15 protein-coding genes are annotated in these 18,434 nt (G+C 61.2%); 5 read left to right on the forward strand and 10 right to left on the reverse strand.

Annotated elements, in window-relative coordinates; genetic code table 11:
- Window positions 1-20: 20 nt before the first annotated feature.
- Genes HHL09_RS20925 through HHL09_RS20950 form a run of 6 tightly spaced genes read right to left on the reverse strand, consistent with a single transcriptional unit; the run spans window position 21 to window position 5,725 of the window.
- Window positions 21-2,903 carry a Calx-beta domain-containing protein gene (locus HHL09_RS20925; protein WP_169456602.1) on the reverse strand — a complete coding sequence of 961 codons (2,883 nt, stop codon included), beginning with the start codon at window positions 2,901-2,903 and terminating at the stop codon, window positions 21-23.
- Window positions 2,904-2,937: 34 nt separating this feature from the next.
- Window positions 2,938-3,528, reverse strand: a complete 591-nt coding sequence (locus HHL09_RS20930) for a phage tail protein (protein WP_169456603.1) — start codon at window positions 3,526-3,528, stop codon at window positions 2,938-2,940.
- A 13-nt stretch (window positions 3,529-3,541) separates the two neighbouring features.
- Entirely contained in the window at window positions 3,542-4,042 is a 501-nt protein-coding gene (locus tag HHL09_RS20935; RefSeq protein WP_169456604.1) for a hypothetical protein, read from the reverse strand.
- Window positions 4,026-4,808, reverse strand: a complete 783-nt coding sequence (locus HHL09_RS20940; protein ID WP_169456605.1) for a sulfotransferase — start codon at window positions 4,806-4,808, stop codon at window positions 4,026-4,028. The genes HHL09_RS20935 and HHL09_RS20940 overlap by 17 nt, the downstream gene beginning before the upstream one ends.
- Complete coding sequence (locus HHL09_RS20945; RefSeq protein WP_169456606.1) at window positions 4,805-5,410, reverse strand: aspartyl/asparaginyl beta-hydroxylase domain-containing protein; 606 nt, start codon at window positions 5,408-5,410, stop codon at window positions 4,805-4,807. Before HHL09_RS20945 ends, HHL09_RS20940 begins: the two co-directional genes overlap by 4 nt.
- A 12-nt stretch (window positions 5,411-5,422) precedes the next feature.
- A complete protein-coding gene (locus HHL09_RS20950; RefSeq protein ID WP_169456607.1) occupies window positions 5,423-5,725 on the reverse strand; it encodes a hypothetical protein in 303 nt (100 codons plus the stop codon).
- Window positions 5,726-5,979: 254 nt separating this feature from the next.
- Between HHL09_RS20950 and HHL09_RS20955 the strand changes: the two genes are divergently transcribed.
- From HHL09_RS20955 to HHL09_RS20965, 3 genes are all read left to right on the forward strand, one after another.
- A complete protein-coding gene (locus HHL09_RS20955; protein WP_169456608.1) occupies window positions 5,980-6,300 on the forward strand; it encodes a hypothetical protein in 321 nt (106 codons plus the stop codon).
- 591 nt (window positions 6,301-6,891) lie between these two features.
- The gene (locus HHL09_RS20960; protein WP_169456609.1) at window positions 6,892-10,809 is read left to right on the forward strand and encodes a DUF7133 domain-containing protein; all 3,918 of its coding nucleotides are present in this window, start codon (window positions 6,892-6,894) and stop codon (window positions 10,807-10,809) included.
- A 132-nt stretch (window positions 10,810-10,941) separates the two neighbouring features.
- Complete coding sequence (locus HHL09_RS20965; RefSeq protein ID WP_169456610.1) at window positions 10,942-11,853, forward strand: hypothetical protein; 912 nt, start codon at window positions 10,942-10,944, stop codon at window positions 11,851-11,853.
- Window positions 11,854-11,861: 8 nt separating this feature from the next.
- On the opposite strand, the gene HHL09_RS20970 is transcribed toward HHL09_RS20965, so the two are convergent.
- From HHL09_RS20970 to HHL09_RS20980, 3 genes are read right to left on the reverse strand one after another with little or no spacing between them, the layout of a single operon-like run.
- Window positions 11,862-11,990, reverse strand: a complete 129-nt coding sequence (locus tag HHL09_RS20970) for a FeoB-associated Cys-rich membrane protein (RefSeq protein ID WP_169456611.1) — start codon at window positions 11,988-11,990, stop codon at window positions 11,862-11,864.
- 1 nt (window position 11,991) lies between these two features.
- Complete coding sequence (feoB, locus tag HHL09_RS20975) at window positions 11,992-13,872, reverse strand: ferrous iron transport protein B (RefSeq protein WP_169456612.1); 1,881 nt, start codon at window positions 13,870-13,872, stop codon at window positions 11,992-11,994.
- Window positions 13,873-13,879: 7 nt separating this feature from the next.
- Window positions 13,880-14,131 carry a FeoA family protein gene (locus tag HHL09_RS20980; RefSeq protein ID WP_169456613.1) on the reverse strand — a complete coding sequence of 84 codons (252 nt, stop codon included), beginning with the start codon at window positions 14,129-14,131 and terminating at the stop codon, window positions 13,880-13,882.
- A gap of 226 nt (window positions 14,132-14,357) precedes the next feature.
- On the opposite strand from HHL09_RS20980, the gene HHL09_RS20985 reads away from it, so the two are divergent.
- Window positions 14,358-15,758, forward strand: coding sequence for an ROK family protein (locus tag HHL09_RS20985; protein ID WP_169456614.1), 1,401 nt, complete (start codon window positions 14,358-14,360; stop codon window positions 15,756-15,758).
- A gap of 265 nt (window positions 15,759-16,023) precedes the next feature.
- Here HHL09_RS20985 and HHL09_RS20990 read toward each other — a convergent pair whose 3' ends face one another.
- Window positions 16,024-17,334: a porin gene (locus HHL09_RS20990; protein ID WP_169456615.1), complete on the reverse strand. Its 1,311-nt coding sequence runs from the start codon at window positions 17,332-17,334 to the stop codon at window positions 16,024-16,026.
- 282 nt (window positions 17,335-17,616) lie between these two features.
- Between HHL09_RS20990 and HHL09_RS20995 the strand changes: the two genes are divergently transcribed.
- Window positions 17,617-18,432 (forward strand): phosphate ABC transporter substrate-binding protein, encoded by an 816-nt coding sequence (locus HHL09_RS20995; RefSeq protein ID WP_169456616.1) that lies wholly within the window; start codon window positions 17,617-17,619, stop codon window positions 18,430-18,432.
- The last annotated feature ends 2 nt before the right edge of the window (window positions 18,433-18,434 follow it).

Consider the following 18,434-nt stretch of genomic DNA (forward strand, 5'->3'; position numbering starts at 1 on the left):
GGAGTGAAGGAGTGGAGGTTTCAAGGTGGCGGAAGCTGGGCTTCGATCACGCGGTAGTAGCGCGTTTCCGGCAGTGGGCCCACGTCCGTGAAGAGCATCGCCCCGTTGGCCGGACAAACTTGCGGGCTACCGCTGTTGGTCCAGACAGCCAGGTCCTCGGAGGTCTGGAGCAAATAAGTCCGTCCGGAAATTCCAAGGCACACGATCAGCCGGTCATCACCTTGGGTGAACTGTCCGACGATGTTGAAGCTCGCGCCGCTTTCGGCCGAGGCTGCAATGCCCACCGTGCCGGTCACCGTTTGCACACCATCGGTGATGGTGAAGGTGAAGCTGTCCGCGCCGGAGAATCCTGCGGGCGGCTGGTAGTAGATCCAGCCATCCACGATGGTGACGGTTCCACCTTGGGCGGTCGGCAGGTTTTGCACCGAGACGAGGCTGACAGCACGGCCTTCGACGATGGAGGTCAGCGCGAGGAGATCGGAGATCTTGAGCTTGCCGGAAACGCCGATCTTCACGGCGAGCGAGCCATTTCCTGCGACGAGCAGCGGATCATCATCGGTGATCGTGCCAGTGGCTTCCACGGTGCCGAGCGACACGCTGCGGCCGGACGCGGAAAGATCACTGAGGGAGGCTACTACGGTTTCGTCTGACTCCACATCATTGTCACCGGTCACGGCGACATCGAAGGAAGCGGTGGTCTGACCGGCCGGGATCGTCAGCGTTGCAGCGCCGAGTGCGGTGAAGTCCGTGCCTGCCGCGGCGGTGCCGGTGGCGAGTGTCTGGCGGCTCACCGTGACAGCGGTGTCCACCGGATTCGTCAGAGAGACGGTGAATGGCAGATTGACAGCGCTGCTGTCGCCCTCCGCCACGGTCCCGCCGGCGAGCGAGATCACCGAGCTGTCGTCGTTGAGGATCGTGCCTGTGGCTTCAGCATCCGTGATGATGCCCGGGGACGGATTGTCCAGATTGACTGTGAAGGTTTCATCCAGCTCCACGGTCGAATCGTTCGTGATGGTTACCACCACGGGCAGCGTGCTGACCCCGTCTTCGAAGGTCAGGATGCCGGCGACCTGCTGGTAATCGGTGCCGCCCGATGCGGTGCCTGCTGTCAGTGAGTAATTCACGCTGGACCCGCCCGATGTGCTGCCGGAGCGGGTGACATCGAAGCTGATCGTTCCTGCATCTTCCTGAGCGGAGGCGTCGGCGATGGAGTAGGAATACAGGTCACCGGTGACGCGCAGGTTATCGAAGAGGATCCGTTCGCCATTTCCGTCGGTGGCAGCAACGATGCGCACCCCGAGTGTCGTCGCGGAGGGAAGGTCGAAGCTGAAGTCTTGGAAGGACGAAGTGAGCGCCGTGCCATCACCGGTACCATTGAGATCGGTATCCAGTGCCAGATTGCCGCTCGCACCCGCAGTGGAGCGGAAGGCGTATTTGGTTTCCCACGCACCACCATCCACGCTGGTTTGGATCAGCAGGAAGTCATCGAGCTGTTCGAAGACGCTGCCACCCTGGGTCGCGGCCAGAAGGTTCAACTTCAGATTGGTGTAGTTCGCGGTATTGACGTGCGCCGTTACCGCTTCGAGCGGTTCGGCATCGGTCTGGGTCCGCTCGGCGGCGAAGACGTTCGCCCCATCCGTGCCCGGCACAGCGGTTGTCGGGACGAGACGGGTGAAGAGCGAATTGCCGCTGGAAAAGCCGCCCAGCACGCTGTAGCGCGTTCCTCGGCCGTCCGTCTCGAAGCTTTCGGTGAAGGGCATTTCCTGCACCGGCACGAGGTCGACCACCGAGATCTGGCGGATGGGGGCGTTGCTGGTGTTGGTGCCGTCCGTGGTCGCAAAGGTTACGTGGCGCGTGGCCGTGGACGGATTGACCGTATTGGTGTTCTGGTAGCGGACGCTGGCCAGCACTGCCTGGTAGTCGGCCAAGGTGGCGACGCGGTTGATGGTCAGCACGCCGCCGGCGTAGCTGATATCTCCGGCTACAATCGAGCCGGAAGGAGTGGCAGTGAGGACGTCTTCGCTGGCCAGGTAGTTCTGCGAGATGCTGACGGTGGCAGAGGGGAGGGTGGAGCTGTCACCATCGCTGAGGGTCAAGCCCGGCGCGATCAACTGGGCCCCGCTTCCCTCCGCGTAGCTCAGCGGAGTTACCGACACATTCCCGATCGCAGGCGGATTCGTTGCCGCGGTTTCACCGAAGATCCGGATATTGTCGAAGCAGACGTACTCTGCCGAGCCGTTGGTGAAGAAGGTCAGGCGGACTTGGACCGAGTTGCCGCTAGGAATCGAGAAAGAGGCCTCCTGGAAAGTGGCATCCAGCGAAGCGGGAACGCCAACAGGCACGGTACCTCCGCCGAGTCCGTCGAAGTCAGCGTCGTAGATCAGGGAACCATTGGTGGCCGAGGACGGTGAATACTGTCCCAGCGTCGTGAAAGCCCCGCCATCGATGCTCGCTTCGATCCGGATGCGCTCGTGGTTCACCGTTGGATCGGTGAAATCGTAGACATTCAGATCGGTGGCGCCGCTGACGAAATCGCCCGGAGCCGAAAGAAGCAACTTAACCGAGTTGTTGATCTTACCGGTAATCGGGAACGCCGTGGTGGTGAGGGTCAGCGGTCCCGGGGCATTGTCGCCGACCTGAGCACTCACGCGGTTGACCCGGACTGCGGTGAACATCCGGTTGCCATCTCCGCCGGCAATGGTGCGAGGGCCTTTGATCCGGGTGCCGTTGTTCAGAACGGATGCACAGATTGGCGTGACGCTCGTCCCGTCATCATAGGTGTAGGACGAGGTGTAGCCGATGGATCCCGGCGTCCCTTCGAAGGATTCCCGGCCTAATTCGACCGGGGCGGCGAAGGCCGATGCCGGGAGCAGCAAGGCCAATGTGCCCAAATGATATTTCATACGCAGAGGAGAGATTGGGTTCCGCGGAACGAACTCAGTTGCGGGAGGGGAAGATCCCGTTAATGGCGATGATGTAGTTGATCGCCAGAAACGGCTGAAGAATCGGAACCGGCAGGTTGCTTCCGCTGATCCCGTTGGTGACGGTCGGGGTCGAAACGTTAACGGTCACCGGTGCAGTCTGCGCATTTGCGGAAGTAGCATCCGTGTATTGCTCCTCACCTGCCGAGCTGATGGCCGGGATCCGTCCTGCTGGCGAATCGCTATCTCCGGGATTGGTCGAGCACGGAAGCGAGATCGTGTTGTTCCCTCCACCCGGGGTTACCACCGCGACGTGCGTGTGCGCCGGCATTTGTGCCTGGGTCATCGTCACGGTTTCCGTACCCGCCATTTCACCCAGAACATACAAGGAAAGTCCCGGACCTTGGCCGGCATGAATCGGCACACGGCTCTGCAGGTTCGGGAGGGCGAAGGTCGTCTGGCCATTGCCGCCATAGGTGGTGCCGAGGATCGAGAAAAGCGCCGTGTTTTGTGCGATAGAGAGGATCTGGCCGTTGCACATCATGTAGCCTCGCGGGGCGAAGTTACCTGCGAACATTTTGATTTCTCCGATGAAGGGTTCAGACATGGTGGATGGAGTGTTAGTGTGTTTGGGAGGCGTCTGCCGTGGGGTCTTCGATCTCGCGCAGCCAAGAGGCCATGCGGGGGAAATCATGGGTCATGCGGTACCAGCGCAGCATCGGAATGCCGACGCCTTGGCCCGCTGAATACTGGGCGGCCAATTGTGCTCCGCCAGAGCGGTAGCCGCCTTCGTGAAAAACAATGGAGGGATCGATCCCGCACTCGACCGCTGCAGCGTAGGACCACGCCATCGCAGCCATTTCGTCAGCAGGGGAGACTTCGAGTTTCCCATTCTGCGCGGCTCGCACAGAGGGTGGGCTTACCGCGATGTGGCCGGCTTCATGCAGTAGATCGCCAGGCCACTGGAGACGCGCTGGATCGATGAGCAGCGCTCCATCTTCGAGATGGACGCCTGGAAGAAACTCCCCCTCGGGAAGGTCCGCGATTTTCCACTCGATTCCCACGCGATCGAGGAAACCGGTGATCTGCTCCAGGACGGGATTCTCAGGCCACGAGCTCACGGTTCCGGAGGGGTTCGGATGAATGAACGAATGCTTCCTCTTCGCTGGTCAGCGGCAGTGGTGCGACCCACGGGGAGTGAGGATGATTGAGTTTGACCGTTGCGACCGCGCGATCGATGCGCGCGCAACCCGCAAAGTCCTCAAGTCCGGCGATCACGCGTTCAGGGTCGTTGACGAGGTCTTCCAGATGCAGATCGAAAGTTGGCAAACGGCCGGAAAGGCCGGCCAAGGCGGCGCGGCTATTGACCGCCTCGGTGACGAAGCGTTGGAAGTCGGCACCGGGGCCGAACATGGAGGCGGCCTTGGCGGAGCGCATCGTGTCGGCGAGATTCCGATCAACGCGGATCACCCTGGCCTTCGGAAGCATTACAGGCAGCAGGCCGATCATCCACGCCTGCGGGCCGGCGTGCTTCCATCCCCATATGGGACGGCCGTGACCGCGTGCTTCGGCTGCACAATGGGAGAGGGGACCGGCGGCGAATTTCGCCAGGCTGGCGAGATAGCCCTCCGTTTCCGGCAGAAGGTCGGCGATGAATTCCGCGGTGTTGCCCGCCAGAACCCCGTTCAACATCGGATCGGAACGATGTGCCTGCTGGCCGACGGCGAATTGCTTCGTCGAAAGCCAGGACATGAAGAAGGCGGCATCGTTTCCGACGCTATCGCCGTAGATGAGGCAGTCGTTGGCCGAACACAGGAGGCGCTGGACCAAGGTGGTGCCCATCCGCGGCGAGGCGGAAAGTACGATCAGCGGAGCGAGGTCCTTCACGCGGCCACCTCCGTTTCCACATCGAGGGTGGCAATCCACGCATCAAGCTCCGGACTGCGGCGGGCATCGATCACGAGATGCACGCGGTCGGTTGCGCCGTGGTTTTCCACCGAATGGCGGTCACTCAGGCGGAGATACCAAGAGGTCCCTTCGCGAAGGTCGAGACGCGTGCCATTCAGGCGGAAGTCGACGCCGGGATTCGTGGTCACCGGCACATGAATCCGGACGGCACCGCTTTCAAAGGCGAGATCGTGGTCGCAGTGTTCCTTGATGATCGAGCCAGGCGTAAGCTTCATCAAGCGAACGCAATCGAGCGGGAAGGGGAATGCGGCCAGCGCTTCAGGGAAGTAGCTGCAGCGCGAAAGAAAGGGCGTGTCCGCGAATTCCGTGCAGGTGGGATCCGAGTACATCATCATCACCGGATGCGTGGCGCCGGCGGGCCCGCGGAGGGGAATGATGCTCCAGTCCCCATCGAAGTTCTGCTTCACGAAATGCTGCATCCACTCGCCTGCCTCCAAAACGGCAAGATCCGCCTGCATCCGCGCCACATCGAAACGAAGTGGCAGGAGGAGGCGATCGGGGAGGGTTGGGAGGGATGACATCGTTTCGCGATATCAGGCTCTCAGATCCAATTGGATGGAGCGTCCTTGGCGCTCAAAGGTGAAGGTATTGCCCTTCGCTTTGACCTTTCCGTCTCCCAGGCTGGAGGCCTTGCGGGAGAGGGCGTCGAAATCGCTGACCTTGCAGCGGATATAGAGGGTTTCGCCCTCTTCCCGGATATCCCAACCGGTGATTCCCGCGGCCTTCAGGGCTCCTTGCAGGTCTTGGTGGGCGGTGTTGGATTCAGCGGAGGCGATGCCGGTGCTACCGGCGACACCCGCGAGGGCACAGAGGCGGAGGAATTCGAGACGTTTCATGGGGAGGCGATGCAAGGGAGATCGCAAGGCCGTGGATTTACGCAGGGAAATCCATATCTTCAAGTAATGTCTGATTTTTTCCTCCCTGAAAAATTTGCAGAACTTATTTGAAATATAAAATGAACATTCGCGCTCGCTTACCGGCGGTTTCCTGCGCTTCGTGAGCGGAACTCCTCGCGAGGGCGCGAGGCGCTTCCAACTTGCGGCCGAACTTCGAATTGCCGCCCCGGCCTGAAACGACGAATATAGCCGCCGTGCCAGACACCATCGAAGCCGAAGTCCTTGAGATTGACGGAAGTCCCCCGCCACCCGCTCCTGATTCCCGGGAGTCGCGACGCGGCTGGGGGAGCGGCATGCCTTGGGATGGCTTGCGAGGAAAGGTGGTGACCTTGGATCGCCGCTGGTGGCCGCTTTGGGCTCTCCTCGCGGTCGTGGCCGTGGCGCTCCTGCTCACCGTGGGGGTCGTGGTGGCGGTGCTGGTGGTGTTGGCAAAGCTGATCGGGGGAATCCTGCGTTTTCTGCTCGGTTCGCCTACGCGGCGGACAGGGGCTAGCCTCTCCCGGAGATCATTCTAACGTTCGTTTCGGACGTTTGTTTGGGAGAAATCGGCAGGTTATTCACAATGCGTGGAAGCCTTTGAAATCGGGGCTTCCTTGGGGCTCATCCATGGCGAATTGCCCGCACTAGCGCATCCCTGCAAAGTTATTCACATGTGAATAACTTGGGGATAAGCCGTGTGAAACGGATTCGTAACTTCTTAACTCGATCATATTGAGATGTTTGAGTCTTTTTGTCTGATTTTTCTACCAGATTTGGATCGTGAACAAGCCTTGAAAAGCCTCCTTCGGTCACCGGATGGCATTTTTCAATCGCTCGGGTGATTTTGCATTCTGGCTGACTGCCACAGACCCTTGTGCCCGCGCTTTTTAACACTGTTCCCAAGTTATTCACAATCGTTGGTGGCAAGCGGAAAGCAGGGGTTCGAGCCTGCCTTGGGAAATGAGGGAATCCCATTGGGGTTTTTCGAGGGCTGCCTTCTCCGGCAATGCGGCATCCTTGAAAGATCCCGGCTTCCGGAGGCGTCCTCGGCGGGCATGCCATACCCGGATCAAACCTTTAGCCATGGAACATTGCCAAGCCCGGGACGACCGCTAGCGTCGTCCTCAATGAGAACGCATTTGCTTTGCGCCTCGGGACTGCTGTTCGCCACCGGATCGACGCTGGCGGCGACGAAGGTTCTCCAGGCATTCGAGGGGGATGGATACGGGGATTGGAAGGTGGAGGGCGCGGCATTTGGCTTGGCGCCGAGTGGCGGCAAAATGGATGGGCTGAATGCGGAACTCACCGGCTACGCCCAAGAATCGGTCGCCTGCTCCGCACACGGCGGCGATGCCGCGAAGGGCACGCTGACTTCCCCGGAATTCAAGATCACCGAAAACTACATCTGTTTCCTTATCGCCGGTGGCAAGCACCCCGGCAAGGTGGGGGTGAGGCTCACGGTGGACGGCAAAACGGTTCGCGATGCCACCGGTGAGGGCTCGTTGCAGTTCCGCACTCAGGTATGGGACGTTACGGAGTTCAGGGGCAAGGACGCCCGGATCCAGATCTATGACGACGAAAGCGGCGGCTGGGGCGTGATTGCGGCCGACCATTTCCTCATGACGGACTACGCGAACCAGAAGTTCCCGGCGTCCACGAAGAGCGGTAAGCCTCACCTGTCGGGTCTAGTGGCCAGCGACACCATCGGCGGCCTCACCATCCCGGAAGGGACGAAGGTGAAGATCGTGGCCGATTACAAGAATGGCGGGGTCACCTCCCCGACCGCACTGGCCTTCGGGGAAAAGGGTGAGATCTACGTGACCGAGACGCATCGCTTCCGCCATGGCGTGCCGGACAACCGCGATCACCTCTACTGGTACCTCGATGACATCGCCTCGCATAGCGTGGCGGACCGTCTGAAGATGCACGAGAAGTGGTACAGCAAAGAGGAAAAGAGCTCGAAGAGGTTCCTCACCGAGATCGATGAGGTCGTGCGCGTGCTCTCGAAGCCTGGTGAGGACGGCCACTCTGCCAAGAGCGAGGTCTATGCGCGGAACTTCAATGACGTGCTTGATGGTCCTGCTGCCGGTATTTTCGAATACGAGGGCACGGTTTACATGGCCTGCATTCCGAAGATCTGGGCGCTGCGCGACAAGGACGGCGATGGCAAGGCAGACAAGCCCGACGAGCGGGAAGCGCTCTTCGATGGCTTTGGCGTGCGTGTCTCTTTCTCCGGTCACGACCTGAATGGTTTCGCGCTCGGACCGGATGGTCGCATCTACGGCACGCTGGGAGACCGCGGGATGAATCTTACCACGAAGGAAGGGAAGCACTACGAGCTCCCGGACCAAGGCTGCGTTTTCCGCTTCGATCCCGATGGCTCGAATTTTGAGGTCATCCACACCGGCCTCCGCAATCCGAAGGAGTTGGCCTTCGACGAGTATGGCAATGCCTTCTCGGTCGATAACAATTCCGACCAAGGTGACCAGGCCCGTGTGGTCTATGTCATGGAAGGCGCTGACTCCGGCTGGACCATGGAGCATCAGGCGCTGCACAGCTTCCATCGGCAGATCGGCATGGAGGAACATCCGCCGAACCGTTGGATGGAAGAACAGATGTGGGCGCCGCTGAATAGCGCGCAGCCCTCCTACATCGTGCCTCCGGTGGCGAATCTCACCTCGGGTCCCTCCGGGCTGACGTACCACCCGGGCACCGGCTTCCTCGAGAGCGAAGCCGGCCGCTTCCTGATCTGCGACTATCGCGGTGGTGCGGCGAATTCGGGCATCTGGTCCTTCAAGGTCGAGCCCTCCGGTGCCGGCATGAAGATGACCGACTCCCGCCAGTTGAACTGGGGTGCCGCGGTGACCGATGTGGAATACTCTTGGGATGGGAAGCTCTACGTCACCGACTTCATCGGTGGCTGGGCCTCGCATGACGATGGCCGGGTCTACTTGATCGAAGCGGACAAGACCTTCCGTGAAGAGGAAGCGAAGGAAACCGCGGAGATCATTGCTGAGGGCTTCGAGAAGCGTCCCGTGCCTGCTTTGGAAAAGCTGATGGCTCATCCGGACATGCGCGTCCGCACCCGTGCCGAGCTTGCGCTTTCCCGCAGGCCGGAAGCTCTGGACGTCTTCACCCGTGTCTCAAAGGAAGGGAAGACCACCGTCCAGCGCCTGCATGGCGTCTGGGGTCTCGGCATCCTGGCTCGCCGCGGTTCCGCGGTGCTCCCTAGCTCCGGGGATGGCTTCGCCACGCTGCCTAGCAAGCTTCTGCGGGAGCGGGCAGGCCAAGCCATCGGTGCCCTGTTGGAGGACAAGGACGTGGAAGTGCGCGCCCAAGCCATCAAGACACTCGGTGAGACGGGCCTTCCCGGCGGTCGCCTGCAGTTCTCGCCCATGCTGGGTGACAAATCCCCGCGCATGCGGGCCTTTGCCGCGATCGCGGCCGGCAAGATGAAGGCGGAGAGTGCCATTCCGTTCATCTGGGAGATGCTGAAGGGGAACGAGGATCCTTACATCCGCCACGCCGGTGCCTATGCGCTTTCGCTACTCTGCGAGCCGCGCCAGATCTCCGCTCTGGTCGATGAAGAAGATCCCGCCTTGCGTCTCGCCGCGGTGATCGCCCTCCGCCGCATGAAGGACCCGGCCGTCGCGGCATTCCTCGAAGACGAGGATACGAAAGTGGCGCGTGAAGCGATTGCCGCCGTTCACGACGTGGGCATCGAAAAGGCCCGCCCGATGGTTGCCGCGCTTCTCGATGAGCCGCCGTCCTATCTGACCACCATGGATTGGCGCCGTCTTCTTCATAGCGCCTTCCGCCTCGGCGATGAAGTGAATCTCGGTCGCGTGCTGAAAGTGGTGCTCGATCCGAAGGCTCCTGCCGCCGCTCGCGAGGAAGCGCTTCGTCTCGTAGGCCTGTGGAGCAAGCCGGACCCGGTGGATCAGTCGCTGGGCCGTTGGGCTCCTCTGCCGGAACGCGATCCCGCGATCGTGAAGAATTCGCTTATGCCGCTGCTTGGCAGCATCCTGAAGCTGGATGGCAAGCTGGCCGAGCCGGCGCTGGCCTTGATCGGGAAATACAAGCTGGATCTCTCCGCGGTGGATGATGCCACGATGAAGGGGCTGGTCATGAACGACAATCTTCCGGGCGCTGCTCGCTCGGAAGCGCTGGACCTCTATGCCGCGCGGAAGCCGGAAGGGATCGATGCGCTGCTTGGCGATCTCGCGAAGGGCAAGGATGACGATCTCGCGATCGGGGCGATCAAGCGCCTCGCCGCGGAACATCCCGGTGCCGCTTTGGAAAGCATCCGCACCGCCGTGGGGCACGCGAATGCCGGTCGCCAGCAGGACGCATGGAAGATCGCCGCTGGGCTGAAGGCTCCAGGCATCGAGTCCCTCTTTGTGGACAGTCTCGCGAAGCTGAAGGAAAAGCAGGGTGTTTCGCCCTCGACCCTTGAACTCCTCGATGCGGCCGCGAAGCGCTCCGAGCCGGAAGTGAAGAAGGCTCTGGAGGATTACAAGGCTGCCATCGCGGCCTCGACCGATCCGCTTGCTGCCTACCTTGGTTCGTTGCAGGGCGGCAATGCGAAGAAGGGCGGCGAGCTCTTCGAATCCCAGCCTGCGGCCCAGTGCATGCGCTGCCACTCTGCGGGTGGCGGTCACGGCGGCGGAGATGCCGGGCCGAATTTGGAAGGCGTGGGCAAGCGCGGCGACGCCAAGTTCATGCTCGAGTCCCTCGTGAACCCGGGGGCCAAGGTCGCCACCGGCTTCGGCCTGACCAGCGTCACCCTGAAGGGCGGCAAGACAGTCGGCGGCATCGTCATCGCGGACACTGCCGAGCATGTGGATCTGGATAGCAGCGGCAAGGTGCTGCGTGTGAAGAAGAGCGACATCGATGCCATGCTTCCTCCCGTCTCCGCCATGCCGCCGATGGGCGCGATCCTTTCCCCGAGCGAGCTGCGCGATGTCGTGGCCTGGCTTGAAACCCGCAAGGGCAAGGACCCGGAGCCAAAGAAATATGGCGAGCCGGAACTGGTGACGCCGTGAGGCGGATCTAAGGTTTTAGCATTCACTCATGGGCCGGCGGGATTGTCCCGTCGGCCCATTTTTTGTGCCGGATCTTCCGCGGGCACTCGCTTGTAATTTGGTTCCGGCTTGGCGAGTAAGGTTGGTTTGCCCATGAGCGCGAAACCCATCCTCCTTGCTGCTCTTGCCTGCGGCGTGCTTCACGCCGGAGCCGAGCCGATGAATCTCGCCGCCAGTTCCAAGTTGCCCTCCGGGCCCGGACTTGCGGCCGCCTTCTCCGGGGATAAAGGGATAGGGGCTTCGAAGGAGGTGATCTTCCATGACGATTTCGAGGAAGGGGATATCGGGGAGACCTGGGACGAGACCGGGAACAAGCATGGAAAGGTGCTGAGCTTCGGTCAGGCAGGGTCGGGACTCGGGAAGCGAAGCCTCCGGGTGGAGACTCATTTAGGGGAAGATACCGGTGGCGGGCTGACGAAGTGGTTCGAATCCGCGGATACCCTCTTTGTCCGCTTCTACACGCGTTTCGATGCCGGGTGCGACTACGTCCACCACTTCGTTACCCTGCGGGCGAACAAAAGCCTGCAGGGCAAGGACAGGTGGAGTGGCTTTGGCGGCGCAGGCTTGAAGCCGGATGGCGAGGAGCGTTTTTCGACTGCGATCGAACCGTGGGGAAACTGGGCGAAGTGGGCCGCGCCGGGGCGCTGGAACTTCTACAGCTACTGGCACGAGATGGCGGTCTCGAAGGATGGCAAATACTGGGGGAACTCCTTCGTCGTGCCGGAGGCGCCCCTGATCCCGAAGGAGAAGTGGATCTGTGTGGAATTCATGCTCAAGCACAACACGCCCGGAGAGCGCGATGGAGAGCAGGCCTTCTGGATCGATGGCCAGTTGTTAGGCCACTGGACCGGCATCAACTGGCGGAAGAGCCCGGCCTTGAGGGCGAACGCGCTGACCCTTGAGACGTACATCACGGATCGCTGGACGAAGAACCCGGTCAACGTGGTGTCCTTTGACAACGTGGTGATCGCGCGCAGCTACGTCGGCCCGGTAGGCAAGCCCTGAAGGGCGGGCTACTTCTTCCCGCAGCCACAATCGTGACCGCAGGAGCCGGCCTTCTTCTTGCGCTTCACTTTGCTGAGCAGGAAGAGCACCGCGAGCAATACCGCAGCGAGCGCGGCCCATGTTTGCCAGTCGTTCATCTCAGAAGAAGAGCAGGGCGATACGGTAGGCGATGAACGCCGCCACCCATGCGAAGACGCTCATGAACAGGAATTGGCCGACTGCCCATTTCCACGATCCTGATTCACGTGCGACCACCGCGGAGGTAGGGAGGCACTGCAGTGCGTAGATGAAGAACACGAGCAGGGAGATCACGGCGGGGATGCCGAACATCGGACGGCCATCCGGCCATTTCTCTTCGCTCAGGCGGCTGCGCAGGGAGGTCCAGGTTTGCTCGTCGCTCTCGCCTTCTTCAACGTGGAAGAGCTGCGTCATGGAGGACACGAAGACCTCGCGCGCGGCAAAGGAGGTGAGGATTGCGGTGCCGCCACGCCAATCCAGGCCCAGCGGCCTCACCAGTGGCTCGGTGATGTGGCCGACGCGGCCCAGGATGCTGTGATCGAGCTGCTCTGCCGGATCATCGCTGCCGGACTTCGGATAAGTCTGGATGGCCCAGAGGACGATGCAGATGGCGAAAATGACGGTGCCTGCTTTCTGCAGGAAGGCCCAGGCGCGACCTCCGACGTGGCGGAAGACGTAGCTCCACTGCGGCCAGCGGTAGGGCGGCAGTTCGAGCATAAAGTGCTTCTTCACTTCATCCGGTCCCAGCTTGCCACGCAGGATACGGGCGACGACGAGCGCCGTGAGGGTGCCGAGGACATAGATGCCGAAGAAGACCACCGCTTGGGTCCAGCCACCTTCGCTGCCAAGCAGCAGGGGCACGAGCACCAGATAAACCGGCAGGCGTGCCGAACAGCTCATCCATGGTGCCACAAAGATTGTCACCAGCCGCTCCTTCGCGGAGTCGATGGTGCGGGTGGCCATCACGCCGGGAATGGCGCACGCATAGGAGCTGAAAAGGGGAAGGAAGGCCTTGCCGCTCAGGCCGGCCTTGCCCATCAGGCCATCCATCATGAAAGCCGCGCGGGCCATGTAGCCGGAACTCTCCAGCAGGCCGATGAAGAAGAAGAGCAGGACGATCTGAGGCAGGAAGACCACCACGCTGCCGACACCGCCGATGATGCCATCCACGATCAGGCTGCGCAGGTCACCATCGGCCATCGATTCGGTGACCTTGTCCGAAAGGAGCCCCTGAAGGCTTTCGATCCATCCCATGGGGATCGAGGCGAAGGAGAAGATCGACCAGAAGATCAGGAGCATGATCCCGACGAAGGCGATCCATCCGATGACCGGATGAAGCAGCCAGCGGTCGAGCTTGTCGGAAATCGTCGAGGTGTGGCCATCCGGACGGCGCGCGGCGACCATGCACATTTGGAGCACGCGGGCGCGGCGGCGTTCGCCAAGCTGATCTTCCGGCCCACTCTTCCATGGCGCAGCGGCCACGGGAGGGAAGGGATGACGGAGAGCTTGCTTCAGCTCGATGATGCCCTTGCCGGCATTGGCTTGGATCGGCACCACCGGCACGCCGAGTTCTTCGGAAAGCTTTGCTGGATCCAGACGGAGTCCCGCGCTCTCCGCGACGTCCACCATATTCAGCGCGACGACCACCGGCACGCCGGTCTCGATCACCTGGAGGGTGAGCACCAGATGGCGTTCGAGGTTCGAGGCATCCACCACGCAGAGCACCAGATCCGGGCGCGGTTCGCCCTCCTGCTCGCCCATCAGGGTCTTGCGCGCGATCTCTTGGTCAGGGCTTCCGCCGTCCAGTGAGTAGCAGCCGGGAAGGTCGACCACGCGCAGCTTGGTGCCGTGTGGCGTGAACATCTCCCCGGACTTCCTTGCCACGGTGACGCCGGCGTAATTACCGACGTGCTGGGCAGACCCGGTGAGGGCGTTGAAGAGCGTGGTTTTCCCGGCGTTGGGATTGCCGGCGAGGGCGACGGTTTCGAGTGAACCGGACATTGGAAAATCAAGCGACGGCCACCATCACTTGGGCGGCCAGTTCGCGGCTAAGGGCGAGGCGGGTGCCACAAACGGAACAAATCAAATTCCGGCCATCCGCCAATTTCCTGACCTGCAGTGTTTCGCAAAAACCGAGGTCGCGCAGTTCGTCGCAAGCAGGGCCGGTGAGCAACTTGATCTGGAAATCACAGCCGACTTTCGCCTGGCTCAAGCTGAGCAGGCTGTCCGCTTGGAGATCGTTGGCCTTCGCGAGCGACATCGCCGTTAGGCTCCTGCAATTGAGACAGGTTTGCAACAAGAATTACCTCTCCAAGAATCGCTGCTTCTCCTGCTCCAGCTTGAAACAGGATGCTTTTTCGCCGGTTTTCTGATAGGAATTCTGCGGTTGCGGAAGGACTCTCCCAGCGCAGATTCGCAAAACAGGGGAAGGGCTGCGCAATACCTCATTCACTTTTGCCATGATTTCGCACTGAATCGACCTATTCATGACGGTTTCTGCACCTACTCTCACGGACATTCCCGTTGCCTGCGTCCCGGTTCTCGATGCCGGATTCCTTCCCGCCGTGCTTTGGAACAAGGCCTATCGTGCCCTTGCCCGGGACATCGCCGGGTCGCGCACGCTTGAGCTGGCCTTGGTGAGGCAGGATGGAACCGCTTTCCGCTGGAACTCTCCACTGCTGCCGGATGAGCCGGCCCATGCTCCTGCCACCCTCCATTATGTCGAGCGGGTGCTGAAGTTCCTGCTTTGGCAGAAGGGCGGCAGCCGGGTGCTGATTGCCGGCGCTCCGGAGCTGGTGCCCGCGCTGGCTGCCATCTACGCTCCGGGTGGTGCCCGCGCTTTTGACAGCGAGTTTATCGGCAAGAAGATCTTTGGTGAGCCCTTGAGCTTTGAGTCTGTGGATGCGGCCGCGCTGGCAGCCGAATCCGGTGATGCGATCGCTCTCGGGCGCCACCTCGGCGGTTGCCGCATCGGCTTCGATTTGGGCGGATCCGACCGTAAGTGCGCGGCGATGATCGACGGGGAAGTGGTGTTCTCGGAGGAAATCGTTTGGGATCCCTATTTTCAGAGCGACCCGGCCTATCACATCGAGGGGGTGCAGGACTCCCTGACGCGCGCCGCAGCGCATCTGCCACGGGTCGATGCCATTGGTGGCAGCTCTGCGGGCGTTTATGTGAATAACGAGGTGCGCGCGGCTTCGCTCTTCCGTGGCGTGAGCGAGTCGGATTTCGAAGCCCGCATCCGCCGGATGTTCTTTGAATTGAAGGACCGTTGGAACGGCATCCCTTTCGAGGTGGTGAATGACGGGGAGGTGACCGCTCTGGCGGGCTCGATGTCTCTGAATGAAAACGCCGTGCTCGGCGTGGCCATGGGCACCAGCGAGGCCGCTGGCTATGTCGATCCGAATGGCTCGATCCGCCCTTGGCTCAATGAGCTGGCCTTTGCTCCCGTTGATTACCGCGAAAATGGCCCGAAGGACGAGTGGAGCGGCGACGAGGGTTGTGGCGTCCAGTTTTTCTCGCAGCAGGGCGTAGCCCGCTTGGCGAAAGCTGCAGGATTCGAATTCGGCACCATGCCTTTTCCGGAGCAGCTTGTCGAAGTCCAGAAGGCGATGAAAGCCGGCGATGAGCGCGCCCGGAAGATCTATCAGACGATCGGTACCTGCTTCGGCTATGCCATCGCCCACTACGCGGACTTCTATGAAATCCGGAATCTTCTGATCCTCGGTCGCGTGACCTCCGGGGAAGGGGGCACGATCATCATTGAGGAAGCGGAAAAGGTGCTGGCCAGTGAGTTCCCGGACCTGAGCATCAAGCTCGTGGTGCCGGACGAGAAGACCAAACGCCACGGACAGGCAGTCGCTGCCGCGAGCCTCGCCGCTGTTTAAGCTGCGGTTCGAAAATTCAATTTTGGGGGAGAGCCTCCTCCGGAGCGCGGCGGGAATCGTCGCGTCCCCGGGGAGGCTTCATTTTGTGGATCGGGAGCTCTCCCGGAGTTGGCGTGAAAGGCGGCTCTAACAGTGATCTCTAGCAAGGATGCAACCCTTCGCGGTCGTCCAAGTGGGCTGTTAGACGGTGCCGGAGCCGGGCGAAAAAAAAGCACCGGTCCCCGCGGACCGGTGCTCAACCGAATTACCTAGAAAACCAGTTGCTTCAGAAGAAGGTGCGGAAACCGAAGAGGTAGGTCAGGGCATCCACTTGGCCGTTGCCGACTCCCGGGGTGGAAAGGTGGGAGTATTCCACACCCGCCTGCACCTTCAGGTTGTCGCCGCAGATCAGGTAGTTGAGACCCGCGTAAACGGTGTGCAGCTCGTCGCCGCGGCCGCCATTGACGATGTTCGGGTTGCCGCCGCCCCCGTAGTTGGTGGCACGGACGTAGCGGCTGTTCAGGCGGACGCCTTGGTCTTCCTCGGCCCCGGCGTAGGTGTATTGCACCACGGCCTGGAGCTTCGCGGGAACGATCCAATAGTAAGGAGTGGCCACGAAGCCCCAGAAGCTGCCGCGGCGGGCTGCGTTGGACTGCATTTCGGAGCCGCCATTGTCGCCCAGGAAGCCTTCTACGTTCACGCCGCCGTTACCGATGGCATATTCGGCGGAGAGGGTGGTGGCCCAGCGGTAGTCGAGCAGCGAGTCCTCGTTCGCCAGACGCTCGTCGGCGTTGTTGTAGATGAGTTCCCAGCCAATGCGGAGGTCGTCGGTAGCGCTGTAGATGAGCTCCGCGTTATACATCAGGCCATCGTTCCAGCCGCCCCAGCCTTCGACGTTGCCGCTGTCGACACCGAACTCGTCGGTGCCTTCATCGGTGCTGTAGATGCCGAGCACGGCATTCACCGGGCCCTTCACCGCATTCACGAACACGCCCGTCGGGCGCGCGCTCTGGTAAAGCTTGTTGGAGATTGCGGAACGCTCGACCGTGAGGAGGGCGTTGGAGGAAGTGCGGGCTTCCAAGCCGCCGTGCCACTTGATGCGGCCGACGTTCACCGTAAGCACGTCGAGGTTCGACAGGCTGAAGGCCTTCAGCGCGTCGAAGGTGAAATAGGATTCGTCGAAGTCGACATAGTCGTATTCGAGATCGCCGCCATTGAAGCGCTGGTCATCCACGAGGTTCACCACACCCTTGTAGGCGAAGTAGTTGAGGAATCCGATCTTGGCACCCAGGCGGAAGCGGCGGGCGTCCGTGTAGTCTTCGCTGAAATCCTGGCCGTTGGTTCCCTCGCCATCCACGTAGGCGGCGTTCCAGTGATAGCGGCCTTCGAAGACGATGCTCTGGATGACCGGGTTTTCCGGGATGCCCTTGATCGTCCCCGGCTTGCTCGAGAGCCAGGTGCAGAAATCAAAATCCTGGAACATCGATCCGCTTTCGGCGGGTGCGGGTTCGACTGCCGGTTCACCGGCGAATGCGATGCTGGAAAGTCCGCAGGCGACGACGGCTGCGGTCTTCAATCGGATGGTATGGTGTTTCATGGTATCGAAGGCAGGGCCCTGATGAATGCTTGGGGCATCAGCAAGGCCGCGGAAATCCAGCGAATGTGACGGTGACGTGACAGAATGGGATTGTGACACTCCCGTCACATCCATCGTCAGCCATGCATCCGCTTGATTTCCAGCTGTCCGACCCTTTGTCCGCTAAAGGGGTTTGCGGGGTTTCGTGACAAACCTGTCACAGAGCGCCGGTGGACGTTTGTGACGTTGCTGGCATCCATGCCGTCGAGCGCCATTCGTGGCGTCGAAATCCATCTACATCCAATGCGCAACACCATTCGATTCGCCGCCGCCAGCCTCTTTGCAGGAGCCATGCTCGCTGCCACCGCCGGCGCCCAGACCATCAGCATCAAGGGTTCCGATACCCTCGGTGCCAAGCTCGTCCCGCAACTTGCCGAGAGCTTCAAATCGAAGAACGGCGGGGTGAAGTTCGAGATCGCCGCGGAAGGTTCTTCCACCGCTTTCCCTGCCCTTGCCAACGGCACGGCCCAAATCGGCATGTCTTCCCGCAAGGCCAAGTCCGACGAAATCACCGCCGCCCGCGCCAAGGGCATCAAGCTCAACGAAGTTGAAGCCTGCCATGACATGATCGTGGTCGTCGTCAACAAGTCGAATCCGGTCAAGCAGCTCACCAAGGATCAAGTCGCCAAGATCTTCACCGGCGCGGTGAAGGACTGGAGCGAAGTGGGCGGTGCCCCGGGACCGATCTCCATCTACACCCGCAACACGTCTTCCGGCACCTACAAGGACTGGCAGACCCTTGCCATGAAGGGCAAGAACTACGCTGGCAGCTCCCAGAAGCTCGCCGGTAACGAGCAGATCGCCGAAGAAGTTTCCAAGAACAAGAACGGCATCGGTTATGTCGGCCTCGCCTACTCCAAGAAGGGTGGCATCCAGCCGGTGAAGATCGACGGCGTGGAGCCGGTGGCTGCCAATGCCAAGAAGTATGCCTACAGCCGCGCTTGCTACTTCTACGTCCCGGAGAATGCCGATGCGACCACCAAGTCCTTCGTTGATTTCGCCATCAGCAAGGACGGCCAGAAGATCGCCGAAAACCTTGGGTTCGTTCCGAATCACTAAGG

It is taken from the genome of Luteolibacter luteus (genome assembly GCF_012913485.1).
Classification (GTDB): Bacteria; Verrucomicrobiota; Verrucomicrobiia; order Verrucomicrobiales; family Akkermansiaceae; genus Haloferula; species Haloferula lutea.